Here is a 26,441-nt window from a genome sequence, read left to right on the forward strand (position 1 = left end):
CGTCTGGAGACCACCACCATGAGTACAGGCATCACCGCCCCGGCCGGCTTCACCGCCGCCGCCACCGCCGCGCAGATCAAGCACTCCGGCAAGCTCGACATGGCGCTCGTCGTCAATGACGGCCCCGAGCACAACGCCGCCGCCGTCTTCACCCGCAACCGGGTCGTCGCCTCACCGATCAAGGCCACCCGCGCCGCGGTGGCCGACGGCACGGTCAAGGCGGTGTTGTACAACGCCGGCAACGCCAACGCCTGCAACGGCGTCCAGGGAGACAAGGACGCCGCCGCTTCCGTCCAGCGCACCGCCGAGGCCCTGGGGGTGCTGTCGGAAGACGTCGCGGTCTGCTCCACCGGACTCATCGGCGAACTCCTGCCCATGGACAAGATCACCGCCGGCGTCGACGCGTTGGCGAGCTCCCTCGGCGACCACGGCAGCGCCGCCGCCGAAGCGATCATGACCACCGACCTGGTGGCCAAAGAAACCCTCATTGAGGCGGACGGCTGGTCCGTCGGCGGCATGGGCAAGGGCGTGGGCATGATGGCCCCGTCACTGGCGACGATGTTGGTCTGCCTGACCACCGACGCCTCCGCCACCCCTGAGATGCTCGACGAGGCGCTGCACAAGGCGGTCGCCCCGACCTTCAACACCCTCGACATCGACGGTTCCACCTCCACCAACGACACGGTGCTCCTGCTCGCCTCCGGCGCCTCCGGCGTCACACCGCGCCAGGCCGAGCTCGACGCCGCCGTCTTGGCCGCCTGCGCGAACCTCGCGGACCAGATGCAGGCCGACGCCGAAGGCGTGACCAAGCGAGTCAAGGTCACCGTCACCGGCACCGGCGACGACGCCCAGGCGCTCAACGCCGCCCGGACCGTCGGCCGCGACAACCTGTTCAAGACCGCGATGTTCGGCTCCGACCCGAACTGGGGCCGGGTGCTGGCCGCCGTGGGCATGGCCGAAGCGGACATGGACCCGGAACGCATCAGCGTGCACTTCAACGGCCAGCCCGTCTGCGTCGACTCGACCGGCGCGCCCGGCGCCCGCGACGTCGACCTGTCTGGCGCGGACGTCGAGGTCCTCATCGACTTGGGCGCCGGGGGAGAAGGCACTGCGACGGTACGCACCACCGACCTGTCCCATGACTACGTCGAAATCAACTCCGCGTACTCCACCTAAAAAACCCAGAAAGGTCGGTGCCTGAACGTCATGGACGTCACCGCGAACCTCACCAGCGAACTGCGCGCCAACGTGCTCGCAGAAGCGCTGCCGTGGCTGCAGCACTACCGCGACAAAATCGTGGTGGTCAAATACGGCGGCAACGCCATGGTCGACGACGCCCTCAAGGCCGCCTTCGCCGCCGACATGGTCTTCCTGCGCACCGTGGGGGCCAAGCCGGTCGTCGTGCACGGCGGCGGCCCCCAGATCACGGACATGCTGCGCCGGGTGGGCCTGGAAGGGGAATTCAAGGGCGGATTCCGCGTCACCACCCCAGAGGTCATGGAAATCGTGCGCATGGTGCTCTTCGGCCAGGTCGGCCGCGACCTGGTGGGCCTGATCAACTCACACGGCCCGTACGCCGTGGGCACCTCCGGCGAAGACGCCGGTCTCTTCACCGCGGAGAAGCGTTACGTCGACGTCGGCGGGGAACCGACCGACATCGGGCTGGTGGGTGACATCGTCGACGTCAACCCGGAAGCCGTCATGGGCCTGATCGACGCGGGCAGGATCCCGGTGGTCTCCGGCATCGCCCCGGGCGTCGACGGCGACGTCTACAACATCAACGCCGATTCTGCGGCCGGCGCGCTCGCTGAGGCGATCGGAGCAGACCGCTTGGTGATCTTGACCAACGTGGAAGGCCTGTACACCGACTGGCCGAACAAGGACTCGCTGGTGTCCAAGATCCAGACCTCGCAACTGGCGGAGACCCTGCCGACCCTCGACGCCGGAATGATCCCGAAAATGGAGTCTTGCCTGCGGGCGGTCAACGGCGGAGTCTCCGCCGCCCACGTGATCGACGGACGCATCTCCCACGCGGTCCTTCTGGAACTGCTGACCATGGGCGGCGTCGGCACGATGGTGCTGCCCGACGACTACGACCGCGTCAACTATCCCGACGGCACCGTCTTCAGAAAGGACGAGACCCAATGAGCCAGAACGACACTTCGGCCCGCGATCAGTGGGGCCAAGTCATCATGAACACCTACGGCACCCCGCCGGTGGAGCTCGTCGCCGGTGACGGCGCCATGGTCACCGACGCCGACGGCAAGGAGTACATCGATCTGCTCGCCGGCATCGCGGTCAACGCCCTGGGGCACGCGCACCCGGCGATCGTGGACGCGGTGACCTCGCAGATCTCCACGCTGGGGCACGTGTCCAACCTTTTCGTGTCCCAACCGGTCGTCGACGCCGCAGCGAAACTCAAGGATCGTCTAGGGGCGGGGGAGTCCACGCGCGTCTTCTTCTGCAACTCCGGTGGAGAGGCCAATGAGGCGGCCTTCAAGATCGCCCGCCTCACCGGCCGCCGGCGCGTTCTGGCGGCCCACCACGGCTTCCACGGACGGACCATGGGCTCGTTGGCGTTGACCGGGCAGCCGGACAAGCGTGCTCCCTTCGAGCCGTTGGTGCCGGGCGTGGAGTTTTACCCCTACGGCGACATCGATTACCTGACCACGCTGGTCGAGACCAACCCCACCGACACCGCCGCGATTTTCCTGGAACCCGTTCAGGGGGAAACCGGCGTGATTCCGGCCCCGGCCGGATTCCTCGCCGACGTGCGCGCCTTGTGCGACAAGCACGGCATCCTCATGATCGCCGACGAGGTGCAGACCGGCGTCGGACGCACCGGCGACTTCTTCGCGCACCAGCACGAAGACGTCCTGCCCGACGTCGTGACCATGGCCAAGGGGCTCGGCGGCGGACTGCCGATCGGAGCGGTGCTCGCGCACGGCCGCGCCGCGGAGCTGTTCACCCCGGGCGCCCACGGCACGACCTTCGGGGGCAACCCGGTCGCTTGCGCCGCCGCGAACGCCGTCCTCGACGTCCTCGACGACGAGAAGATCGCCGCCGTGAAAACCAAGGGGGAGCGGTTCATCGAGAAACTCACCGCCATACCCGGCGTCGTGGAGGTCCGCGGCCGCGGGCTCATGCTCGGTGTCGTGCTGGACTCCGCCGTGGCGAAAGACGCAGTGACCGCCGGTCATGAGCACGGCCTGATCCTCAACGCCCCGGCCGGCGACGTCATCCGCCTGACCCCGCCGCTGATCATCACCGACGAGCAGATCGACGACGCCTGCCAGCGCTTGGCGACGGTCCTCGAAACGCTGCGCAGCTGACCCGCGACGCCCCTTCGAGTTGAAAGAAGAAGACATGACCACACCCGTGAACGTCCGCCATTTCCTCGCGGACGACGACCTGACGCCCGCGGAGCAGGCCGAGGTCCTCGAGCTCGCGGCAGAGCTCAAGCACCACCCCCTGTCCAAGCGCCCCTTGGAAGGGCCGCTGTCCGTCGCGGTGCTCTTCGACAAGACCTCCACCCGCACGCGCTTCTCCTTCGACGCCGGCATCGCCCAGCTCGGCGGGCACGCCATCGTCTCGGAGACGAAGGGCACCCAGATGGGTAAGGGCGAAAGCTACCAGGACACTGGCGCCGTGATGAGCCGCTTCGTCGAGGCCATCGTCTGGCGCACCTATGCGCACCAAAACCTCCACGACATGGCGGAGACCGCCACCGTCCCGATCGTCAACGCGCTGACCGACGACCTGCACCCTTGCCAGATCCTCGCGGACCTGCAGACCTGCGTGGAAAACCTGTGCCCGGAGCAGGGGCCGGCCGGGCTGAAGGGGAAGAAGGCGGTCTACCTCGGCGACGGCGACAACAACATGGCGAACTCCTACATGATCGGTTTCGCCACGGCGGGGATGGATGTCTCCATCATCGCCCCGACCGGGTTCCAGCCGCAACAAAAGTGGGTGGACCGCGCCCAGGAGCGGGCGGCGGAAACCGGCGCGACCGTCGCCGTCACCGATGACGTGGCAGAGGTCGCCGGCGCCGACGTCGTGATCACCGACACCTGGGTGTCGATGGGGATGGAGGACGACGGCAAAGACCGCCGCACGCCGTTCCTGCCGTACCAGGTGACGGAGGAGATCATGGGACAGGCGGACGACGACGCCATTTTTCTGCACTGCCTGCCGGCCTACCGCGGCAACGAAGTCACCGCCGAGGTCATTGACGGACCGCAGTCCCGGGTATTCGACGAGGCGGAGAACCGTCTGCACGCCCAAAAGGCGTTGCTGGCGTGGCTCCTGGAGAACCAGCCGGAACAGTAAATGACGCAACCAGTATCGCGCACTGCCAGGCAGGCGAAGATCGTCGACATCCTCGGCAAAACCCGGGTCTCTTCGCAGGTGCAGCTCTCCGAGCTGCTGCTTGAGGAGGGCATCGACATCACGCAAGCGACCCTTTCCCGGGACCTCGATGAGCTGGGGGCCCGCAAGGTCCGCCCGGACGGCGGCCGGGCCTACTACTCGGTCAGCCCCGTCGAGGTGGCGGTCAGCGAACACCTCGGCGGCCCGCGTGAAAAGCTGCGGCGCATGGCCGACGAGCTGGTCGTCTCCGTCGATCATTCCGGCCACATCACGGTGTTGCGCACCCCGCCCGGGGCGGCCCAATACCTGGCCAGTTTCATCGACCGGGTCGGCCTGGACGAGATCGTCGGCTCCATCGCCGGCGACGACACCATCTTCGTGCTCGCCCGAGCGCCCCTCGACGGGGCTGGGCTGGCACAACTATTCACCCGCACATAAAGCCGCGGCCCCGGCCCGGTATCGTTGGATACCGAGTGCCGGGCGCGTTTTCCCGACAACCCACGAGTTACTTTCCCTTAAAGGAGCAATCACATGACTGCACGCGTTGTGCTCGCCTACTCCGGCGGCCTCGACACCACCGTCGCCATCCCATACCTGTCCAAGATGACCGGCGGCGAAGTCGTCGCAGTGTCCCTCGACCTGGGCCAGGGCGGCGAAGACATGGAGTCCGTCCGCCAGCGCGCCCTGGACTCCGGCGCCGTCGAGTCCATCGTCGTCGACGCCCGCGACGAGTTCGCTGAAGAGTACTGCCTGCCCACGATCAAGGCCAACGGCATGTACATGAAGCAGTACCCGCTGGTCTCCGCGATCTCGCGCCCGCTGATCGTCAAGCACCTGATCAAGGCAGCGGAAGAGCACGGCGGCACGCACGTCTCCCACGGATGCACCGGCAAGGGCAACGACCAGGTCCGTTTCGAGGTCGGTTTCCGCAACCTGAACCCGAACTTGGAAATCATCGCCCCGGCCCGTGACTACGCCTGGACCCGCGACAAGGCCATCGCCTTCGCCGAGGAGATCGACCTGCCGATCGAGCAGTCCGCCTCCTCGCCGTTCTCCGTGGACCAGAACGTCTGGGGCCGTGCCGTCGAGGCAGGCTACCTGGAGGATCTGTGGAATGCCCCGACTAAGGACATCTACTCTTACACCGAGGATCCGGCCATGGGCAACGCCCCGGACGAGGTCATCATCTCCTTTGAGGCCGGCAAGCCGGTGGCCATCGACGGTCGCAAGGTCACCGTGCTCGAAGCCATTGAGGAACTCAACCGCCGCGGCGGCGCGCAGGGCGTCGGCCGCCTGGACATGGTCGAGGACCGTCTGGTCGGCATCAAGTCCCGCGAAATCTACGAAGCGCCGGGCGCGATGATCCTGATCAAGGCGCATGAGGCCCTGGAGGACGTCACCCTCGAGCGCGAGCTCGCCCGCTACAAGCGTCTCGTCGACGCCCGCTGGTCCGAAGAAGTCTACGACGGTCTGTGGTTCGGCCCGCTGAAGCGCTCCCTCGACGCTTTCGTCGACTCGACCCAGGAGTACGTCACCGGCGACATCCGCCTGGTTCTGAACGCTGGCTCCATCACCGTCAACGGCCGCCGCTCCAACACGTCGCTGTACGACTTCAACCTGGCGACCTACGACACCGGCGACACCTTCGACCAGACCATGGCCAAGGGCTTCGTCCAGCTGCACGGCCTGTCCTCCGAAATCGCCAACAAGCGTGACCGCGAGGCGAACTAAGCGATGACGGACAACACCAAGCACGGCACCAACGAGGGTGCCCTCTGGGGCGGACGCTTCTCCGGCGGCCCCTCTGAAGCGATGTTCGCGCTCAGTGTGTCCACGCACTTCGACTGGGTCCTGGCCCCTTATGACGTGCTGGCCTCCCAGGCGCACGCCAAGGTTCTCCACGCCGCTGACCTGCTGAGCGACGAGGATCTGGAGACCATGCTCGCCGGCCTGGAGCAACTGGGCAAGGACGTCGCTGACGGCACCTTCGCTCCGGCCCCGACCGACGAAGACGTGCACGGCGCGATGGAACGCGGTCTGATCGAGCGGGTCGGGCCGGAGGTCGGTGGGAGACTGCGTGCCGGTCGTTCCCGCAACGATCAGGTGGCCACCCTCTTCCGGATGTGGCTGCGGGACGCGGTCCGCGACACGACCCTTGATGTCGTGGACCTGATCGGCGCCCTCGCCGACCAGGCGGAAGCGCACCCGGACGCGATCATGCCGGGTAAGACCCATTCGCAGGCGGCGCAACCGGTTCTGCTGGCCCACCAGCTACTCGCGCATGCGCAGCCGCTGGTGCGCGACCTCGACCGGCTCCGCGACCTCGACAAGCGTCTGGCAGTGTCGCCGTACGGCTCCGGCGCCCTGGCGGGCTCTTCGCTGCAGCTGAACCCGGAGGCCATCGCCGAGGAACTCGGCTTCGACTCCGCCGCGGACAACTCCATCGACGCCACCAGCTCCCGCGACTTCGCCTCCGAAGCGGCGTTCGTGTTCGCTCAGCTGGCCGTGGACATGTCCCGCCTGGCCGAAGAGCTGGTCTATTGGGCGACCCCGGAATTCGACTACATCACCCTCGATGACGCCTGGTCCACCGGCTCGTCGATCATGCCGCAGAAGAAGAACCCGGACATCGCCGAGCTGACCCGCGGCAAGACCGGCCGTCTGATCGGCAACCTGTCCGGCTTGCTGGCGACGCTGAAGGCTCAGCCGCTGGCCTACAACCGCGACCTGCAAGAGGACAAGGAACCGGTCGTCGATTCGGTGGCCCAGCTACGGCTGCTGCTGCCGGCGATGACCGGCATGGTCTCCACGTTGATCTTCAACGAGGAACGCATGCGTGAACTCGCCCCGGCGGGCTACACCCTGGCCACCGACCTGGCGGAATGGATGGTCCGGGAGGGAGTGCCGTTCCGCGAGGCCCATGAGGCATCGGGCGAGTGCGTCCGGCTGGCGGAAACCCGTGGGGTCGGCCTCGATGAACTGACCGACGAGGAGCTGGCGGGCGTCGACGAGCGACTCACCCCGGCGGTGCGGGAAGTCCTGACCATCGACGGCGCCGTGGCGTCACGGACCACCCGCGGCGGCACCGCCGGCGTGCGCGTCGCCGAACAGCGTGAGCGGGTGCGCACAGCCGCGGCGGAATACCGCGAGTGGGCACGCACTGCGCTGCGCTAAGGCGAATTCCCGGCTAACCTGACGTGTAAGTTCAGGAAACGACGCACGAGGAGGGCGAGTCCGGTCAGTACAGATCGGACTCGCCCTCCTCGTCGTCGTTGCGGGGACAGGACGAGCACACCGCCTCCAGAGGACATGCCCCTCTCAGAAAATATGGAAGGCCGTCTCGGACGATGCCTTGTGCCGGTTGTTCGGCAAGCGTCCCGTGTCGGCGGACGCCGCCATGTGAGAGTTTTGGCTGGGGCTGGTCGACAATCCCCCGAGTGCCTCGAAGCACGGCCACCCGCGCGAGGCGGTTGCACTTCGACCGCACGCCGGGACTGCAGTCCGGCGAAGATCAGTCGTCGGGGTAGGATTATCCACCATGAGTCTTGATCCGAAGTTGCTTGACGTACTCGCCTGTCCTAAGGACAAGGGGCAGCTGACCTACCTGGAGGAAGAACAGGTTTTGGTCAACGAGCGCCTCGGCATCGCCTATCGCATCGAAGACGACATCCCCGTGATGTTGATCGACGAAGCCATCGATTGGCCCGCATCCGACGCACAGAGCAACTAGGAGGAAAGCCCATGAGCACTAACATCATCGACGAACTGTCCTGGCGTGGCCTGATCAACCAGTCCACCGATCTGGAAGCGCTGCGTGAAGCCTGCCAAGAGCCGATCAGCCTGTACTGCGGTTTTGACCCCACAGGCGATTCTCTGCACGCCGGCCATCTGGTGCCGATGATCATGCTGCGCCGCTTCCAGGAATTCGGCCACCGCCCGATCACTCTGGCCGGCGGCGCAACCGGCATGATCGGTGACCCCCGTGACGTGGGGGAGCGCACGATGCTCACTGACGAGGACGTCGCAGCGAACATGGAGTCGATCAAGGGCCAGCTGCGTAGCTTCGTCAAGTTCGACGTGGGTGCAGACAACGACGGTGTCATGGTCAACAACGCCGACTGGACGATGAACATGAACGTCATCGACTTCCTACGCGACGTAGGCAAGAATTTCTCTCTGAACACCATGCTCGACCGGGACACCGTCAAGCGACGTCTGGAGACGGACGGAATCTCCTACACGGAGTTTTCCTACATGCTGCTGCAGGCGCATGACTTTGTGCAGCTGCGCCGCACCTACGAGTGCGTTCTGCAGATCGGCGGCGGCGACCAGTGGGGCAACATCGTCTCCGGCGTCGACCTCAACCGACGCATGGACGGTGCGAAGGCCCACGGGCTGACGGTCCCGCTGGTCACGGACGCCGAAGGAAATAAGTTCGGCAAGTCCACCGGCGGCGGCAAGCTGTGGCTCGACGCGGAGAAGACCAGCCCGTACTCCTGGTACCAGTACTTCATCAACGCCGGCGACGCCGTGGTCATCGATTACCTGAAGTGGTTCACCTTCCTCACCCAGGAAGAGATCGCAGAGCTCGAGGTCGAGGTGGAGGAGCGTCCCTTCAAGCGGGAGGCACAGCGTCGCCTGGCCAAGGAGATGACAGACCTGGTTCACGGTGAAAAGGCGACGAAGGCCGTGGAGTTGGCGTCGCAGGCACTGTTCGGCCGCGCAGAACTCGCTGACCTGGACGAAGCGACGCTGGCGTCCGCCGTCTCTGAGACCGCTGTCTTTGAGGTGGCGGAGGAAGAGTCGCGTGCGATCGTCGATCTTCTCATCGGCACTGGCCTGGCGGAATCGAAGGGCGCCGCCCGTCGTTCCATCAAGGAAGGCGGCGTGTACGTCAATAACGTCCGCGTGGAATCCGACGACTGGGAGCCGGCCGACACAGATCTTCTGCATGGCTCCTGGCTCGTGCTGCGCCGAGGCAAGAAAAACTTCGCCGGCGTCAAGGTCTCTTAACCCGCTTGTCGAGGCAAGGGGCATCCCCGGTCAGTGCGCATCACTCGGTGCACACTGGCCGGGGATTTTTCATGTGTGTCGCAGACTCTGCTTGCGATGGGCGGGTTGTGTGTGATGGTGGTGATGGTGAAAACGTACCCTGATCTGCGGAAACGAACACGGTTGTGGGCGTGATTTGCGTCTGCGGGCATGCTCTGACTAATGTAGATCAAGTCGCCGCGACACAGTGACCGAGAGGTTACGAACACGGAGACAGTGTGAAAACAAAACAAATACGGAAAACAAACACCGAGTTGACACTCCGAGAGTGGCTCTTGTAAAGTAAGTTTTCCAGCCACACAGACTAACGAACACGATCAGCACGATCGGTTCCGCAGGACGTGTGTGCGTGTGTTGTGTGAGAACTCAATAGTGTGCCAATGTACTTTTGTTTAGTGCCACGTGCCGTGCCTTTTTGGTGTGGTGGGTGGTCGTGACGATTGTGTCTGCCCTCACGTCCTGGCCTTGATGGTTGGGGTGTGGTGGTGGTGCCGGGTGATGGGCTCCTCCCAGTGACGGAGTCCTCATCCTTAAAAGCTGGCCTGCGCGTTGATCGTGTGGGTGTTGCTGGTGCCGGCAGAGACAATCTCACATAGATGGCCGCTTCCTTGATGTGCCCCGTCAAGGGTTGAGGAAGTGGCGTGAGTTTTGTGCTGACATTTGTCGGTAAAAGTTTTGGATAACGAGTGACGCCACCACGTGTGGTGGTGTGCTGGTTGTTTATGTTGTTTGTTGGGAGTACAGGCTTTTCACGAGCTTGAAATCTTTGACAGATTTTTTGTGGAGAGTTTGATCCTGGCTCAGGATGAACGCTGGCGGCGTGCTTAACACATGCAAGTCGAACGGAAAGGCCCCTGCTTGCAGGGGTACTCGAGTGGCGAACGGGTGAGTAACACGTGGGTGATCTACCCCGCACTTCGGGATAAGCCCGGGAAACTGGGTCTAATACCGGATATTCACGCCCCTTTTGTGTGGGGTGTGGAAAGATTTATCGGTGTGGGATGAGCTTGCGGCCTATCAGCTTGTTGGTGGGGTAATGGCCTACCAAGGCGTCGACGGGTAGCCGGCCTGAGAGGGTGTACGGCCACATTGGGACTGAGATACGGCCCAGACTCCTACGGGAGGCAGCAGTGGGGAATATTGCACAATGGGCGCAAGCCTGATGCAGCGACGCCGCGTGGGGGATGACGGCCTTCGGGTTGTAAACTCCTTTCGCCCACGACGAAGCCCTTCGGGGTGACGGTAGTGGGATAAGAAGCACCGGCTAACTACGTGCCAGCAGCCGCGGTAATACGTAGGGTGCGAGCGTTGTCCGGAATTACTGGGCGTAAAGAGCTCGTAGGTGGTTTGTCGCGTCGTCTGTGAAAGTCCAGCGCTTAACGCTGGGATTGCAGGCGATACGGGCTTACTTGAGTGCTGTAGGGGAGACTGGAATTCCTGGTGTAGCGGTGAAATGCGCAGATATCAGGAGGAACACCAATGGCGAAGGCAGGTCTCTGGGCAGTCACTGACACTGAGGAGCGAAAGCATGGGTAGCCAACAGGATTAGATACCCTGGTAGTCCATGCCGTAAACGGTGGGCGCTAGGTGTGGGGACCTTCCACGGTTCCTGCGCCGTAGCTAACGCATTAAGCGCCCCGCCTGGGGAGTACGGCCGCAAGGCTAAAACTCAAAGGAATTGACGGGGGCCCGCACAAGCGGCGGAGCATGTGGATTAATTCGATGCAACGCGAAGAACCTTACCTGGGCTTGACATACACCGGACCGGGCTAGAGATAGTCCTTCCCTTGTGGCTGGTGTACAGGTGGTGCATGGTTGTCGTCAGCTCGTGTCGTGAGATGTTGGGTTAAGTCCCGTAACGAGCGCAACCCTTGTCTTATGTTGCCAGCACGTTGTGGTGGGGACTCATGAGAGACTGCCGGGGTTAACTCGGAGGAAGGTGGGGATGACGTCAAATCATCATGCCCCTTATGTCCAGGGCTTCACACATGCTACAATGGTCGGTACAACAGGTCGCGATACCGCAAGGTGGAGCTAATCCTTAAAGCCGGCCTTAGTTCGGATTGGGGTCTGCAACTCGACCCCATGAAGTCGGAGTCGCTAGTAATCGTAGATCAGCAACGCTGCGGTGAATACGTTCCCGGGCCTTGTACACACCGCCCGTCACGTCATGAAAGTTGGTAACACCCGAAGCCGGTGGCCCAACCCTTGTGGGGGGAGCCGTCGAAGGTGGGATCGGCAATTGGGACGAAGTCGTAACAAGGTAGCCGTACCGGAAGGTGCGGCTGGATCACCTCCTTTCTAAGGAGATTTTATTGTCAGTCACCCGCGGCAGTAGCCGTGGTGTGCGCCTGGTGGTTGAGACGCCGTATGTGTGTCTGCCACCGTAGTATGGAGTGGAACACCGCCTGTCGCACAAGAATGTGCGTCGGGGTCATGGTCGTCACGAAGCAAAAGCGCTGCCCCTATGGTGGGTGGTGGTTGGCACACTGTTGGGTGTCTGGGACAACATGGTCCTGGGTAAACCGTTCACATCGTCATGATCTGTGCTCGTTCGGGCTGGGTTGTGGTGGGTGGGGGTTGTGTTGTGTGAGAACTGTATAGTGGACGCGAGCATCGTACACACCATCAAAGGTGGTGTGTGTGATTTCTTTATTGTTTGTGATTTTGTACGTGTAAGACCACAGGCAACACCTTTGGGTGTTGTTGTGTGTGTTTTTTAAGGGCGTACGGTGGATGCCTTGGCATACTGAGCCGATGAAGGACGTGTGAGGCTGCGTTATGCCTCGGGGAGTTGCCAACAAAGCGTTGATCCGAGGATGTCCGAATGGGGAAACCCCATCACCGTTATGGGTGGTGACCGTCATCTGAATTCATAGGGTGTGCGGGGGTGACGCGGGGAAGTGAAACATCTCAGTACCCGCAGGAAGAGAAAATAACAATGATTCTGCTAGTAGCGGCGAGCGAACGTGGAGGATGGCTAAACCGTGTGTGCGTGATACCCGGCAGGGGTTGTGCATGCGGTGTTGTGGGCTCGCAACATATCCTGGTCTGCCGGCTGGGAGCATAGACGCGTGTGGTTAGTGGAAGTGCCTTGGAATGGGCTACCGAAGTGGGTGAGAGTCCCGTACATGAAGGCCATGTGTGCTGTGTTGTTGTGGTGCCCGAGTAGCAACGGGCTCGTGAAATCTGTTGTGAATCTGCCGGGACCACCCGGTAAGCCTGAATACTCAGTATGACCGATAGCGGATAGTACCGTGAGGGAATGGTGAAAAGTACCCCGGGAGGGGAGTGAAATAGTTCCTGAAACCGTGCGCTTACAAGCCGTCAGAGCACTTCTTATGTGTGATGGCGTGCCTTTGGAAGAATGAGCCTGCGAGTCAGCGGCATGTCGCGAGGTTAACCCGTGTGGGGTAGTCGTAGCGAAAGCGAATACTAACGAGTGTGTTTAGTGGCATGTCCTGGACCCGAAGCGGGGTGATCTACCCATGGCCAGTGTGAAGCGATGGTAAGACGTCGTGGAGGCGCGAACCCACTTAGGTTGAAAACTGAGGGGATGAGTTGTGGGTAGGGGTGAAAGGCCAATCAAACTCCGTGATAGCTGGTTCTCCCCGAAATGCATTTAGGTGCAGCGTCGTGTGTTTCTTCCCGGAGGTAGAGCTACTGGTTGGTTGAGCGGGACTACAATCTTAGCAATGTCAGCCAAACTCCGAATGCCGGTGAAGGTATAAGCACGGCAGTGAGACTGTGGGGGATAAGCTTCATAGTCGAGAGGGAAACAGCCCAGATCGCCGGCTAAGGCCCCTAAGGGTGTACTAAGTGGAAAAGGATGTGTGATCGCGAAGACAGCCAGGAGGTTGGCTTAGAAGCAGCCACCCTTGAAAGAGTGCGTAATAGCTCACTGGTCGAGTGGTTGTGCGCCGACAATGTAGTGGGGCTCAAGTACACCGCCGAAGCCGCGGCAATATCCCTTGGGGATATTGGGTAGGGGAGCGTCGTGCATGGGGTGAAGCCATACCGTAAGGGGTGGTGGACTGTGTGCGAGTGAGAATGCAGGCATGAGTAACGAGAGTAAGGTGAGAATCCTTACCGCCGGATGACTAAGGGTTCCTGGGTCAAGTTCGTCTTCCCAGGGTGAGTCGGGGCCTAAGGCGAGGCCGACAGGCGTAGTCGATGGATAACGGGTTGATATTCCCGTACCCGTGTGTATGCGCCCAGTGGTGAATCAGTGATACTAACCACCCACAACCCATTGTCTGGGCCTTCGGGTCTGGTGATGGTGCGTGCGTGGGGCCTGAACTGGTAGTAGCCAAGTGATGGGGTGACGCAGTGGGGTAGCCGTGCCACTTATTGGATTGTGGTGTAAGCGTGTAGGACGAGGTATAGGCAAATCCGTACCTCATATGTCTGAGACGTGATGCGTAGACACTTTGGTGTTGATGTCGGTGATCCCGTGCTGTCGAGAAAAGCCTCTAGCGATGTATGCACATGGCCCGTACCCGAAACCAACACAGGTAGTCAGGTAGAAAATACTAAGGCGGTCGGGTGAACTGTGGTTAAGGAACTCGGCAAAATGCCCCCGTAACTTCGGGAGAAGGGGGGCCCAACACGGTGAACACCTTTACGGTGGGAGCTGTGGTGGGTCGCAGAGAATAGAGGGAAGCGACTGTTTATCAAAAACACAGGTCCGTGCGAAAACGATTAAGTTGAGGTATACGGACTGACGCCTGCCCGGTGCTGGAAGGTTAAGAGGACCAGTTAGGGGACGTAAGTCCTCGAAGCTGAGAATTTAAGCCCCAGTAAACGGCGGTGGTAACTATAACCATCCTAAGGTAGCGAAATTCCTTGTCGGGTAAGTTCCGACCTGCACGAATGGCGTAACGACTTCCCTGCTGTCTCAACCACAGACCCGGTGAAATTGCAGTACGAGTAAAGATGCTCGTTTCGCGCGGCAGGACGAAAAGACCCCGGGACCTTCACTATAGCTTGGTATTGGTGTTCGGTTCGGCTTGTGTAGGATAGGTGGGAGACTATGAGACAGCCACGCCAGTGGTTGTGGAGTCGTTGTTGAAATACCACTCTGGTCGGATTGAATGTCTCAACCTTGGCCCATGATCTGGGTCGGGGACAGTGCCTGGTGGGTAGTTTAACTGGGGCGGTTGCCTCCTAAATGGTAACGGAGGCGCCCAAAGGTTTCCTCAGCCTGGTTGGTAATCAGGTGGTGAGTGTAAGTGCACAAGGAAGCTTGACTGTGAGAGTGACAGCTCGAGCAGGGACGAAAGTCGGGACTAGTGATCCGGCACCAACGTGTGGATGTGGTGTCGCTCAACGGATAAAAGGTACCCCGGGGATAACAGGCTGATCTTCCCCAAGAGTTCATATCGACGGGATGGTTTGGCACCTCGATGTCGGCTCGTCGCATCCTGGGGCTGGAGTAGGTCCCAAGGGTTGGGCTGTTCGCCCATTAAAGCGGCACGCGAGCTGGGTTCAGAACGTCGTGAGACAGTTCGGTCTCTATCCGCCGCGCGCGTGGAAACTTGAAGAAGGCTGTCCCTAGTACGAGAGGACCGGGACGGACGTACCTCTGGTGTGCCAGTTGTTCCGCCAGGAGCAGGGCTGGTTGGCTACGTACGGACGGGATAACCGCTGAAAGCATCTAAGCGGGAAGCCTATTTTGAGATGAGGTTTCTGTTGAGGTTCCCTAAAGATGATGGGGTTGATAGGCCAGATCTGGAAGCACAGTAATGTGCGGAGGTGACTGGTACTAATTTACCGACTAACACACACCCTTTGTGATCGTTTTGCCGCACAAACAACAACGATATGAGAAACATAACTCGCGTCTACTATGCAGTGTCTGACACGACACCACCCCCAGTGGGGATGGTTGCCCAGGACACACACACCGGCCTTCCTGTACGGGAGGGTTGCGGTGGTGTTGTTCTGATTGGGTGTGTCGGTGGTTGATAGCGGTAGGGAAACGCCCGGTCCCATTTCGAACCCGGAAGCTAAGCCTACCTGCGCTGATGGTACTGCACTCGGGAGGGTGTGGGAGAGTAAGACACCGCCGACCAAAAATTTCACAGTGAACGTCAGGGAGCGTGGTTGATGAGTAGAGCATTTGTCTCCTCGTCAACCCCGCTCCCTTTCGTCATTTCCGGAAACAGCCGTATCCTCGGCTGCATGCCGGACGCAACCCGCCCCGCGGATTGCCACGATAAACAGTGACGAAAAATAAGTAGAGAGGCCTCGCCCCATGTCAGAACACTTCGCACGTGACAATCGCCGTGAGAATGACCGCTCCGGAGAACGCCGCAATCATTCCGGCTCTCGTGGGCGCACCGGATCGGGCGAGGGGCGCAGCTACTCCAAGCGAGACGGCTCACGCGACCCGCGGGATAACCGGGGCCGTCGCGACGAACGCACTGACCGTCGCGACCGTGACGACCGCAACAAGCGCGGGGCACGGGGCGCCGACCGGTCCAACTCTCGCGGGCGTTTCGAGGAAGAAGAAAAGCAGAGCCGCAACAGCAAACATTTCCGTTCAGCTCCGCGCCGCCAGGGCTACCGAGAAGAGCGCATGGAGCGCAAAGAAAACGACCCGGATTTGCCGGAGGGGCTCGACGTCGCTGAGCTCGATCCCTTGGTCTGGCAGGATCTACGGGTGCTGTCCAAAGGCAATGCCGAAGCCGTCGGAAAGCATCTTCTGATGGCAGCGGACCTCATCGACGATTCCCCGGAATTGGCGCTCGCTCACGCCCGGGCAGCTAAAGGCCGCGCCGGACGTGTGGCCGTCGCCCGAGAGATCAACGGCGTCGCCGCCTACCGCAACGGCGAGTGGAAGGAAGCTCTCGCGGAACTGCGCGCGGCCCGTCGCATCGGTGGCGGCCCGGGGCTGATGGCCCTGATGGCTGACTGCGAACGAGGTCTCGGTCGACCGCAGAAGGCCATCGAATTAAGCCGCAGCGAAGAAGCCCGTCAGCTGGATCAGGAGTCGCGGATTGAGCTGGCGATCGTGATCGCCGGCGCCCGCCAGGACCTGGATCAGCATGATTCGGCGGTGCTGACCTTGGAGCGGGTCAACCCGGACAGCAACGGCAGCGGCATGTCCGCCGTCCGGCTGGCCTATGCCTACGCCAATGCGCTGGCCTTGGCGGGGCGCACCGAGGAAGCCAAAGAATGGTTCACTCACACAGTGGAGATGGACGGAGAAGAACTCACGGACGCTGCGGAGCGTCTCACCGAGCTGGGATAGTATTTCATACATGAGTCTGCTGGATTATTATGACGCCCTGCTGCTGGATCTCGACGGAACAGTCTGGGAAGGTGGCCGGGCGATCCCCGGCGCCGTCGAGACGATCCATGAATCTGGCCTGGCGTGCATGTACATCACCAACAACGCCGCCCGCGCGCCACAGGAAGTGGCGGAGAAGCTGCGTGGAATCGGCGTCGACGCCAGTGAAGAGTTGGTGTTGACGTCGTCGCAGGCGGCGGTGACGTTGGCGCGGCAGGACTTCCCGGCAGGCACGAAAGTTCTGATCCTGGGCACGGAATCCTTCCGGGACCTGGCGCGTGCCGCCGGTTTCGAGGTGGTCGACTCCGCCGAAGACAACCCCGAGGTCGTGATGCAGGGGCATAACCCGGAGACCGGGTGGGCGCAGCTGACGGAGGCGACGTTGGCGATCGCCGGCGGGGCCGCGTACATCGCCACGAACCTGGACACCACGTTGCCGATGGAACGGGGCCTGGCGGTCGGCAACGGCTCCATGGTCGCTGCCGTAATTTCGGCGACGGGCGTGGCCCCGGCGGCGGCCGGCAAACCGCAGCCGGTGATGTTCCAACAGGCCGTGCAGAAGCTCGGTGCCACGAAGCCACTGGCGGTGGGCGATCGGCTCAACACCGACATCGAGGGGGCGAATGCCGCGGGCTTTCCCACCTTCCACGTCTTGACCGGAGTGTCCGGCCCGCTGGCGCTGCTGGAGGCCCCGAAGGAGCAACGTCCGACCTATCTCGCGGAAAATATGCTGGATTTGAAGAAGAACGCCCACCAGCTGCTGCCGGGAGCCCAGGGAGGGTTCACCGCCCGCATCAACCGGCGGGACATTCTGTTGGAGCGCGGGCATGCGGGCGCCACCTCGGTGGAGGCGTTGCGCACCGTGCTCGAGGTCGCCTGGGCGATGCCCGAGCCGCCGGAGCTGATCCGTCCCGGCTCCGCGGAAGCCGAGGCCGCCACCGACGGCTGGTGGCGCTAGTGTCCTCCCCGAAACCGCGGGATCCGCGTCAACCGCAGGTCACGCCGGCGGACGTCGACGCGGAACTGTCCGACGTCTTGGCGGAACCGGCTTCGGATCTGGCGGCGGAGACTGCGCAGCTGGAGGCGGCGCACGACGTGCTGCACCGGGCACTGCAGAAAAATTAGAGCGTCAGGCGAACGAAAGGACACACCCTTCTCATGGCCCCAGGGCGGAGACGACTGGATGCGGAACTGGTCCGCAGGAAGATCGCTCGATCACGTGAACACGCCGTCGAGATGATCAAGGACGGGCGAGTGGTCGTCGGTGGTTTCCCGGCGACGAAGCCGGCGACGGTCGTGGAACCGGGCTCCTCGATCAAGGTCGAGGAATCGGATGACGACGGGTGGGCCTCCCGCGGCGCGCATAAGCTGCTCGGGGCGTTGGCGGCTTTCGAGCCGCTGGGATTGTCGGTGGCGGGGAAGAAGGCGTTGGACGCCGGCGCCTCCACCGGCGGGTTCACTGATGTGCTGCTGCGGCGCGACGCTTCTGAGGTCGTGGCCGTGGACGTCGGGTACGGGCAGCTGATCTGGCGTCTGCAAAATGATGACCGGGTCCGGGTGCTGGACCGCACCAACATCCGTCATCTCACCCCGGAGATGTGCGGGGGCGCCTGCGATCTGATGGTTGGTGACCTGTCGTTTATCTCTTTGCGGTTGACGCTGCCCGCGATCGCGGCGTCGTTGCGTGAGGGGGCTGACCTGCTGCCGATGGTCAAACCTCAGTTTGAGGTGGGCAAGGATCGGCTGGGGCAGGGCGGAGTGGTGCGCAGCCCCCAATTGCGCGCTGAGGTGACCAGGGAAGTCGCAGACTTCGCCGGGACGCTGGGGTTGAGCTGTAAGGCCGTGGTGGCCTCCCCGCTGCCGGGGCCGAGCGGCAACGTAGAGTATTTCTTGTGGCTGGTCAAAGATGGTGGCGCCGCCGCGCCCGCCGGTGAAGAGTTAGCCGAGATGATTGATCGTGCCGTGAAGGAAGGGCCGCAGTGACAATGGGTGAAGAGCAGACGTCGAAGACCTCGAACGCCGGCGAGAAGCCTCGGGAGATCCTTCTGGTGCCGCACACCGGCCGGGAGGAGAACATCGCGGCGGCCGCGCGCACCGCAGAGGTGCTGGGCGGCGCCGACATCGTGGTGCGTGTGCTAGCGCACCACGACACCCGCGCGTTGGATAAACACCCTTCACTGCGAAATCTCCCGCGGGTGACGCACGGCCCGGAGGCCGCGGCCGGCTGTGAGCTGGTCCTCGTGCTCGGTGGCGACGGCACTTTCCTGCGCGCCGCTGACCTGGCGCGGGCACAGGATCTGCCGGTGCTGGGCATCAACCTGGGACACGTCGGGTTTCTGGCGGAGTGGGAGGTCGAGTCGCTCGACCTCGCGATCCAGCGGGTCATCGACAAGACGTACCGGGTGGAGGACCGCATGACCCTGGACGTCACCGTCTACGACTCCGACGATGAGGTCATCGGGCATAACTGGGCGCTCAACGAAGTCAGCATCGAAAACTTGAACCGCCGCGGCGTCCTGGATGCGATCCTCGAGGTCGATTTCCGCCCGGTGTCCTCCTTCGGTTGTGACGGGGTGCTGATCTCCACGCCGACGGGCTCCACCGCGTACGCGTTCTCCGCCGGCGGCCCGATCCTGTGGCCGGAGCTCGACGCGATGCTCGTGGTCCTCAATAACGCGCATGCTTTGTTCACCAAGCCGTTGGTCGTGTCCCCGCACTCCACGGTGGCGGTGGAGTCGCGGTCCACGACGTCGTCGGCGATGGTCGTCTTCGACGGTTTCCGCAACATTCCGATGCCTCCGGGATCCCGCGTCGAAGCGGTCACCGGGGACCGCCCGGTCCGGTGGGTGCGCCTCGATGACCAGCCCTTCACGGACCGGCTGGTGACAAAGCTGCGCCTGCCGGTGGCGGGGTGGCGCGGTCCGAAACCGACCGACAGGTAATCTGAGACGCATGCTCGCTGACATCACCATCGCCAATTTGGGCGTCATCGCGAGTGCCCAAGCGGAGTTCGCCGGTGGATTGACCGTGCTCACCGGTGAGACCGGCGCAGGCAAGACCATGATGGTCACGGGCCTACGACTGCTGACCGGCGGCCGCGCCGACGCCTCCCGCGTGCGCACCGGCTCTGACAAGGCACTGGTAGAGGGACGCTTCCACGTCGACGACATGGACGACGACTCCCGTTCGGCGCTCGCTTCCCTGGCCGACGACGCCGGAGCCGAGACCGACGAGAACGGGGAATACCTCGTCTGCCGTACCGTCAGCGCGAAGGGGCGCTCTCGGGCGCACCTCGGCGGCCGTAGCGTGCCGGCGGCGACGCTCGCCGATTTTTCCTCGCACCTGCTGACGATTCACGGCCAGAACGACCAGCTGCGGTTGCTCAGTCCGGATCAACAACTGTCCGCGCTCGACCGCTTTGACCCGAAGATCGCGCCGTTGGCTGAGGCGTACCGGGGGGAATACCGCACGTGGCGGGCGCTGGCGAAAGATTTGTCCGAACGCACCCGCTCGCGCCGCGAGTTGGCGCAGGAGGTCGACCGGTTGAATTTCGCCCTCGACGAGATCGACGCCATCGCCCCGGAGCCCGGCGAGGACGCCGACCTCGTCGATCAGATCCGACGGCTGCAGGACGTCGATGAGCTGCGGGAGGCCGCCACGACGGCGTTGAACGCCATTGACGGGCCCGAGGATTTAGGCGGCTATTCCGACGACGCGAATCCCGCCGCGACCCAGCTCGGCCACGCCGCCGGTTCCCTGCACGGCTCCGACGATCCTGTCCTCAAGGAGCTGGGGGAGACCCTCAACGACTTGACGAGTCGGTTGTCGGAGGTCTCGGGGGCGCTCGGCAGTTATCTGGCGGACCTGCCCGCCGATCCACAGGCGTTGGACGCCCTGCTGCAGCGACAGCAGGAGCTCAAGTCGTTGACCCGTAAGTACGCCCCCGACGTCGACGGGGTGATTGCGTGGCGCGACAAGGCCCGCCGTCGGCTGGCTAAAATCGACACCTCCTCCGAGACGCTGGAACAACTGACCCGCCAGGTGGCGGAAGCGGAACAGAAAATGCGGGCGGCGGCGAAGAAGCTGAGCGCGGCCCGTCGAAAAGCGGCGAAGAAGTTCGCTGGCCTGGTCACCGAAGAGCTGCAGGGATTGGCCATGCCGAAGGCTCGGTTGGAGGCCCACGTCGAGACTGTCGAACCCACCCGACACGGCATCGACGCCGTGGAGCTGCGGCTGGCCGCCAACGACGCGATGGAGGCGCGACCCCTGGCGTCGTCTGCGTCCGGCGGCGAGTTGTCGCGGGTGATGCTGGCCTTGGAAGTCATTCTTTCCGCCGGCACCCGTGGCGCCACCTTGGTCTTCGACGAGGTCGACGCCGGGGTCGGTGGGCATGCCGCGGTGGAGATCGGTCGCCGCCTCGCCCGACTGGCGGTGGGCAACCAGGTCATCGTGGTCACGCACCTGCCACAGGTCGCGGCGTATGCGGACACGCACCTGCACGTGGCCAAGACCGTGGGCGATGTCACCGTCACCTCTGGGGTGCGTGTGCTCAGTCACGGGGAGCGCGTGGAGGAGCTGTCTCGCATGCTCGCGGGGCTGGAGGACACGGACACCGGCCGTGCGCACGCCAGCGAATTGCTGGAGCGGGCACAGAGCGAGGCCGCCGACCTGCGGTCGTAGCGAAAAGCGACGAAGTTCCAGTCCGCGCGCCTCACCCACTTGTCGACGGTGACCCACCACAATGGCAAGCATGAGTGAAACCACCCGCCCCGCCGAGCAGACCAGCACTGCCGCGACCATCGAGGGTGCCCTCCGCGACTGCACGGTCGGAGGCCGAGGCCGCAAGCGCATCCGTAAAGGCGATATCGCCGTCATCGATTCCGCCGACCTGACCAGCCGCGAGGCGCAGACGTTGATCGACGCTGAGCCGGTGGCGGTGGTCAACATGTCCCGGTTCACCACCGGCACTGTGCCGAACTACGGGCCGTTGATGTTGTTGCGGGAAGGCATTCCGCTCTTCGACAACGCCGGCCCCGGCGTGACCGACGGATTCCGGGACGGCGCCAAGAAAGGCTCCGTCGTGGTGGACGGCACCCTGCACAACGGCGTCAAGGTCATCGGTAAAGCCGAGCCCTTCAGCCAGGAGGCCGCGGAGGCCGGATTCACCGAGGCGCAGCGCTCGTTCCTCGGCCGGATGGAATCGAACTTGAGCGACGCCGTCGAATTCATGCACTCGGAATCGCCGTTGCTGGTGGACGGGCTGGGCATCCCCGACGTGGAGGACGAGATTCGCGGCCGCAAAGTGCTGGTGGTCAGCCCCGGGCCGGAGCACCGTCGGCAGGTGGATGATCTGCGCAACTTCATCCGCGAGTACGACCCGGTGTTGATCGGGGTGGAAAGCAGCGCTGATACCCTTCTTGACCTGGGGTATCGTCCAGACTTCGTGATCGGCAACCCGGTGAACATCGCGGCGGAGACGCTGCGCAGCGGAGCGCGGGTGATTCTCCCGGCAGATCCGGAGGGACACGCCACGGGGCTGGAGCGCATCCAGGAACTGGGGGTCGGCGCCATGACTTTCCCCGCCGCCACGGATTCGCCGACTGACCTCGCCCTGCTGATGGCGAACTACCATGAAGCGGAGATCATCGTCGCCGCCGGCACCCGGGTGGATCTGGACGGCATGTTCCATGACCAGAAAAACGCCACCCCGGCGGCGTTGCTCACCCGCGCCAAGGTGGGGCCGAAGCTGGTGGACGCCGATGTGATCGTCACCCTTTACACGGTCTCCTCCGGTCGCGGCACCGCGTGGTTGTGGGCCCTGTTGGGCGTTCTCGTGGCGCTGGCGGCGATCATCCTCGTCGTGGGCCTGGGCGGCGACGAGTCTTTCACCGACAACCTGATCGACACCTGGAACGGCATCGCCCTGACCGTCCAGGGTTGGTTCAACTAAGAAAGGCGCCGACATGGCCAGGACAGCTACGGGACGCGGCGGCTACGTCGTGGCCGGTCTCGGGTTCGGCGTCGCCGCAGGCGTCGTCCTCGGGGTCATCGCCTTGGGCCCGAACATGCCGGGCAACCAGAGCGGCCAGGACGAGACTGTCGTCGCAGAGCCGGCGGAGGAATCGACGGAAGCGTCCGCCGGCAGTGAGCGGGACCAGTTGCATATCGCCGCCTCCGACGACGCCCTCGCACAACTGATCCCCGACCTCGTCGACGGCACGCTCAGCGGGCACCCGGTGCTGGTGGTGGCCACGGACGACGCCGCCGGCAGCGACGTCGACGCCGTGACGTGGCTGCTGGAGGCCGCGGACGCCCGCGACGCCGGAACGCTCACCTTGACCGAGCGATTCTTGGCGCAGGACTCTGCGGAGGAACTCACCGGCGTCATCGCCGACGTCTTCCCGGACCAAGCGTCCGGCCAAGCGGCGGAGGATGCCCCGAACCCCGGCGCCCAGGCAGGGGAGGCGTTCGGCACGGCCCTGATGCTGGATCCGGAGACCGGCGAGCAGCAGTCGGGCGTCGAAGAACGCGCCCAGTTACTGCAGTCGCTGCGCGAGGCCGGATTCATCGACTACGAAGACGGCACTATCCTTCCCGCGCAGGTCATAGTGGTGATCACCGGCGACGACGACGGTTCCACGGACGGTGCTTTCGCCGCCCGCACGCTGGCGTCGTTCACCGCAGCGGTGGATGGCCGCGGCGCCGGCGCGGTGCTGGCTGGGCGGCTGACGGCGGCCGGGGAGCAGGGCCCGATCGGGCTTGTCCGTGCGCAGGACGCGTACGACGACAACATCACCACCGTCGATTCCGTCGACCTGGAGGTGGGGCGCGGGGCAACCGTGCTGGGCGTGGCTGAGCAGCTCGCAGGCGAAGCCGGAGCGTACGGCGCGGCGGAGGAGGCGCAGGCCCCGTTGCCGGAGCCGCCCGCCTAAACTGTCCGTCATGACTGCCGGATCCCACGAATTCACGACCCTCGACTCTGAGCTGCTCTTCGAGTCACCGATCCTCGGGTTGCGCCGCGACCGATTGACGATGCCGGGCGGGGGCGTCGCCAGCCGTGAAGTCATCGAACATTTCGGGGCGACGGCGGTCGTCGCCGTCGACGGCCGGGGCAGGTTGGCCATGGTGCACCAGTACCGGCACAGCGTCGGCGCCCGACTATGGGAGTTGCCCGCCGGTCTGTTGGATATGGCGGGGGAAGACGCGTTGGTGTGCGCACGGCGCGAGCTCGTGGAAGAAGCCGGCCTCGAGGCCGATTCCTGGTCTCTGTTGCTCGATCTGATTTCCTCGCCCGGTTTCTGCGACGAGGCCGTGCGCGTCTACCTGGCCACCGACCTGACAGCGGTGGAACGCCCCGCGGGGGAGTACGAGGAGGCCGACATGGGGTTTGAGTGGGTTGACCTCGCCGACGCCCGCCGATCCGTGTTGCGGGGGGAGATCATCAACTCCATCGCCATCGCGGGCATTTTCGCCGCCAGCGAGGTGCTTTCCGGCAGGGGACAGGCGCGGGACGCGCACGCTGATTTTCCGTTGCGGCCAACCAGCCTGGCACAGCGCCGCCAGCGAAACGGCGTGGTTCCGGACATGAAACGGCTGGGCCGATGAGCGTCGATCCCCGCGAACTCGCCGAAACCTGGCTCAACCATCTCGCGGTGGAGAGGGGGCTGTCCACCAATACTTTGAGCAATTACCGGCGGGACGTGGAACGCTACCTGACCTGGCTGGAGGAGGCGGGCCTCACCGATCTGTCTGCGGTCGGCTCCGGCGACGTGGAATCTTATGTCGCCGACCTGCGCCGGGGCGGGGAGGGGAGAAAACCATTGGCGGCGTCGTCGGCGGGGCGCGCGCTGGTCGTGGCCCGGGGGCTGCATAAGTTCGGGCTGTCGGAAGGAGAACTCACCGTCGACGTCGCTGCAGGCGTCTCGCCCCCGGCGACGGGCACCCACCTGCCGGATATCCTGACCGTCCAGCAGGTGGAGCAACTGCTGGACGCGATTCCGGCGGGTGAGGCCGCCACCCCGGTGGACCTGCGGGACAAGGCGCTGCTGGAGCTGCTTTATGGCACGGGTGCGCGCATCTCGGAGATCACCGGGCTCGTCGTCGATGACGCCGCCGAGACCGACGGCACGTTGATCATCACGGGCAAAGGCGGAAAACAGCGGCTGGTGCCCGTCGGGTCGAAAGCGACTGCGGCGGTGGGAGATTATCTGGTCCGGGCCCGCCCGGCCATGTCGAAGGGCAAGACCCACGCCCTGCTCTTGAATACCAGAGGTGGGGCGCTGTCGCGTCAAAGTGCGTGGGCGGCGATCAAAACAGCCGCTGAACGGGCTAAGATCAGCGCAGAGATTTCACCGCACACCCTGCGCCACAGCTACGCCACCCATCTGTTGGAAGGCGGGGCGGACGTGCGCACCGTGCAGGAGTTGCTGGGACACTCGTCGGTGACGACGACCCAGATCTACACTCACGTCAGCGCGGAGAGTCTCCGGCAGGTCTGGCGTGAGGCACATCCGCGTGCTTAAAGCTCATCCGGCTCCATTTTTATCCTTGACTATTTCGGAGGAACCCCTCGTGCGCCTATCGAAGAATTCTGGCCGCCGACTGATCGCCGTGGGCGCCAGCGCGCTGGCCCTCATGGTCGCCACCCCGGCCGCCTCAGCGCAGCTTCCCGGCGGGGTGACGGTGGAGGACGCCCGCGCCGCCGTCGCGGCGCCCATCAACGTGCCCGCCGGAGAAACCGTGACCGTCGACGTCGGGGTGCCGGTGAGCGCTTCCTATTCGGGCGGCGGATGGTCGGTGTCCTCGGCGGGGACGTCGGTGACGGTGACCGCGCCCGCGGAGCCGGGGGCGCAGGCCTCCGTCCCGGCCAGCGCCCTCGGACAGTCGGCCACCATCACGTTGGTCGCCACGGGCCAAGCCGGGGCGCCGACGTCGCCGGATTCGAACTCGGGTCCGGCGGACCCGTCTGCGCCTGCGAGCCCGGACGCCGGCGCGGATGATTCTCCGGACGCGGAATCAGCGGACGGTCCCGGCGCCGCACCGGATGGCCCACACGACGGCGCCGGACAGGCGTCCGTTCCGGAGGGGGAGAGCGTGCCCACGGGCCAGCCCACCCCGGAGCGGGAGCAGGCCTCGAAAGTGGACGCCACGAATACGGAGTATCTCGACCTGCCCGCGACCATTGAGGGACGCTCCATCGTGGCCTCCCTGGGGCTGGGTCAAGCTGCAAGCCTTTACCGCCAGTTCAGTGACCTGGACGAAGACTCGGTCTCCCTGCGCTACCTGGACGCCAACGGCCAGATCATCGACGGCGTCCAGCGCGACATTGACGTCGCTTCCCGCACTCTGACCCTGACGTACCCGGAGGGGCAGACGCCGGACAACCCCTTTATCCTGCAAGTGGTGCGTGGCGATGAATCAGTGCTGGTCGTCCGCTTGATCGACGAGTCCCGGCAGGTCGCGCAACCACAACAGGGCAGTCAGGCCCCGGCGGAGTTCGCCCGCCCGGCGGCGACGGAAACCGCCTCAATGGGGACCGGGTTCCCCCTGCTCTGGCTCAGCCTCGGTATCATCGCAGTCGTCGCCGCTGTCGCGGCGGTGACCGTCATCAGGCGCCGCCGCCGGCGTCCGTAGGTCAAGTCTCTGGACTTGAAAAGTGTTGGATGCGTCGAGCATATAGACTGGATGAACATGACAACGGTGTGTTTTCGCTGTCCCGCAGCGCGAC

Annotated in this window: 20 protein-coding genes and 3 rRNA genes; all 23 read left to right on the plus strand. The window is 63.9% G+C overall.

Annotation, left to right across the window (positions count from 1 at the left end):
* The first annotated feature begins 18 nt into the window (after positions 1–18).
* The 23 genes from argJ to B841_RS06585 all read left to right on the plus strand — a co-directional run bounded on the left by argJ (position 19) and on the right by B841_RS06585 (position 26,347).
* Positions 19–1,176 carry a bifunctional glutamate N-acetyltransferase/amino-acid acetyltransferase ArgJ gene (gene argJ / locus B841_RS06480; RefSeq protein WP_020934687.1) on the plus strand — a complete coding sequence of 386 codons (1,158 nt, stop codon included), beginning with the start codon at positions 19–21 and terminating at the stop codon, positions 1,174–1,176.
* A 30-nt stretch (positions 1,177–1,206) separates the two neighbouring features.
* Positions 1,207–2,148, plus strand: a complete 942-nt coding sequence (gene argB / locus B841_RS06485) for an acetylglutamate kinase (RefSeq protein ID WP_020934688.1) — start codon at positions 1,207–1,209, stop codon at positions 2,146–2,148.
* Entirely contained in the window at positions 2,145–3,332 is a 1,188-nt protein-coding gene (locus tag B841_RS06490) for an acetylornithine transaminase (RefSeq protein WP_020934689.1), read from the plus strand. The genes argB and B841_RS06490 overlap by 4 nt, the downstream gene beginning before the upstream one ends.
* Positions 3,333–3,366: 34 nt before the next feature.
* On the plus strand, positions 3,367–4,329 hold the full coding sequence (gene argF, locus B841_RS06495) for an ornithine carbamoyltransferase (RefSeq protein ID WP_020934690.1): 963 nt from the start codon (positions 3,367–3,369) through the stop codon (positions 4,327–4,329).
* Positions 4,330–4,806 carry an arginine repressor gene (locus B841_RS06500; RefSeq protein ID WP_020934691.1) on the plus strand — a complete coding sequence of 159 codons (477 nt, stop codon included), beginning with the start codon at positions 4,330–4,332 and terminating at the stop codon, positions 4,804–4,806.
* 93 nt (positions 4,807–4,899) lie between these two features.
* Positions 4,900–6,099 carry an argininosuccinate synthase gene (locus tag B841_RS06505; RefSeq protein WP_020934692.1) on the plus strand — a complete coding sequence of 400 codons (1,200 nt, stop codon included), beginning with the start codon at positions 4,900–4,902 and terminating at the stop codon, positions 6,097–6,099.
* A 3-nt stretch (positions 6,100–6,102) separates the two neighbouring features.
* The gene (gene argH / locus B841_RS06510) at positions 6,103–7,542 is read left to right on the plus strand and encodes an argininosuccinate lyase (RefSeq protein ID WP_020934693.1); all 1,440 of its coding nucleotides are present in this window, start codon (positions 6,103–6,105) and stop codon (positions 7,540–7,542) included.
* A gap of 364 nt (positions 7,543–7,906) precedes the next feature.
* Positions 7,907–8,098 carry a Trm112 family protein gene (locus B841_RS06515; RefSeq protein WP_020934694.1) on the plus strand — a complete coding sequence of 64 codons (192 nt, stop codon included), beginning with the start codon at positions 7,907–7,909 and terminating at the stop codon, positions 8,096–8,098.
* Positions 8,099–8,109: 11 nt separating this feature from the next.
* Positions 8,110–9,381 carry a tyrosine--tRNA ligase gene (gene tyrS / locus B841_RS06520; RefSeq protein WP_020934695.1) on the plus strand — a complete coding sequence of 424 codons (1,272 nt, stop codon included), beginning with the start codon at positions 8,110–8,112 and terminating at the stop codon, positions 9,379–9,381.
* An 816-nt stretch (positions 9,382–10,197) separates the two neighbouring features.
* Positions 10,198–11,721 (plus strand): 16S ribosomal RNA (locus B841_RS06525).
* A gap of 408 nt (positions 11,722–12,129) precedes the next feature.
* A 23S ribosomal RNA gene (locus B841_RS06530) occupies positions 12,130–15,208 on the plus strand.
* A gap of 167 nt (positions 15,209–15,375) precedes the next feature.
* A 5S ribosomal RNA gene (gene rrf / locus B841_RS06535) occupies positions 15,376–15,493 on the plus strand.
* Together the 16S, 23S and 5S rRNA genes form the textbook arrangement of a ribosomal RNA operon.
* A 183-nt stretch (positions 15,494–15,676) precedes the next feature.
* The gene (locus B841_RS06540) at positions 15,677–16,675 is read left to right on the plus strand and encodes a hypothetical protein (RefSeq protein ID WP_020934696.1); all 999 of its coding nucleotides are present in this window, start codon (positions 15,677–15,679) and stop codon (positions 16,673–16,675) included.
* 10 nt (positions 16,676–16,685) lie between these two features.
* Entirely contained in the window at positions 16,686–17,672 is a 987-nt protein-coding gene (locus tag B841_RS06545) for an HAD-IIA family hydrolase (RefSeq protein ID WP_020934697.1), read from the plus strand.
* Positions 17,672–17,839, plus strand: a complete 168-nt coding sequence (locus B841_RS13985; protein ID WP_020934698.1) for a hypothetical protein — start codon at positions 17,672–17,674, stop codon at positions 17,837–17,839. Before B841_RS06545 ends, B841_RS13985 begins: the two co-directional genes overlap by 1 nt.
* 33 nt (positions 17,840–17,872) lie before the next feature.
* Positions 17,873–18,697, plus strand: coding sequence for a TlyA family RNA methyltransferase (locus B841_RS06550; RefSeq protein WP_041631796.1), 825 nt, complete (start codon positions 17,873–17,875; stop codon positions 18,695–18,697).
* A gap of 2 nt (positions 18,698–18,699) precedes the next feature.
* On the plus strand, positions 18,700–19,656 hold the full coding sequence (locus B841_RS06555; protein ID WP_020934700.1) for an NAD kinase: 957 nt from the start codon (positions 18,700–18,702) through the stop codon (positions 19,654–19,656).
* Positions 19,657–19,666: 10 nt separating this feature from the next.
* Positions 19,667–21,394, plus strand: a complete 1,728-nt coding sequence (recN, locus tag B841_RS06560) for a DNA repair protein RecN (protein ID WP_020934701.1) — start codon at positions 19,667–19,669, stop codon at positions 21,392–21,394.
* A 70-nt stretch (positions 21,395–21,464) separates the two neighbouring features.
* Positions 21,465–22,664 (plus strand): putative cytokinetic ring protein SteA, encoded by a 1,200-nt coding sequence (steA, locus tag B841_RS06565; protein ID WP_020934702.1) that lies wholly within the window; start codon positions 21,465–21,467, stop codon positions 22,662–22,664.
* A 13-nt stretch (positions 22,665–22,677) separates the two neighbouring features.
* Positions 22,678–23,646, plus strand: coding sequence for a copper transporter (locus tag B841_RS06570; protein WP_020934703.1), 969 nt, complete (start codon positions 22,678–22,680; stop codon positions 23,644–23,646).
* Positions 23,647–23,656: 10 nt separating this feature from the next.
* Complete coding sequence (locus B841_RS06575) at positions 23,657–24,319, plus strand: NUDIX domain-containing protein (protein WP_020934704.1); 663 nt, start codon at positions 23,657–23,659, stop codon at positions 24,317–24,319.
* Entirely contained in the window at positions 24,316–25,236 is a 921-nt protein-coding gene (gene xerD, locus B841_RS06580; protein ID WP_020934705.1) for a site-specific tyrosine recombinase XerD, read from the plus strand. Before B841_RS06575 ends, xerD begins: the two co-directional genes overlap by 4 nt.
* A gap of 49 nt (positions 25,237–25,285) precedes the next feature.
* Complete coding sequence (locus tag B841_RS06585; RefSeq protein ID WP_020934706.1) at positions 25,286–26,347, plus strand: hypothetical protein; 1,062 nt, start codon at positions 25,286–25,288, stop codon at positions 26,345–26,347.
* The last annotated feature ends 94 nt before the right edge of the window (positions 26,348–26,441 follow it).

It is taken from the genome of Corynebacterium maris DSM 45190, assembly GCF_000442645.1.
Taxonomy (GTDB): domain Bacteria; phylum Actinomycetota; class Actinomycetes; order Mycobacteriales; family Mycobacteriaceae; genus Corynebacterium; species Corynebacterium maris.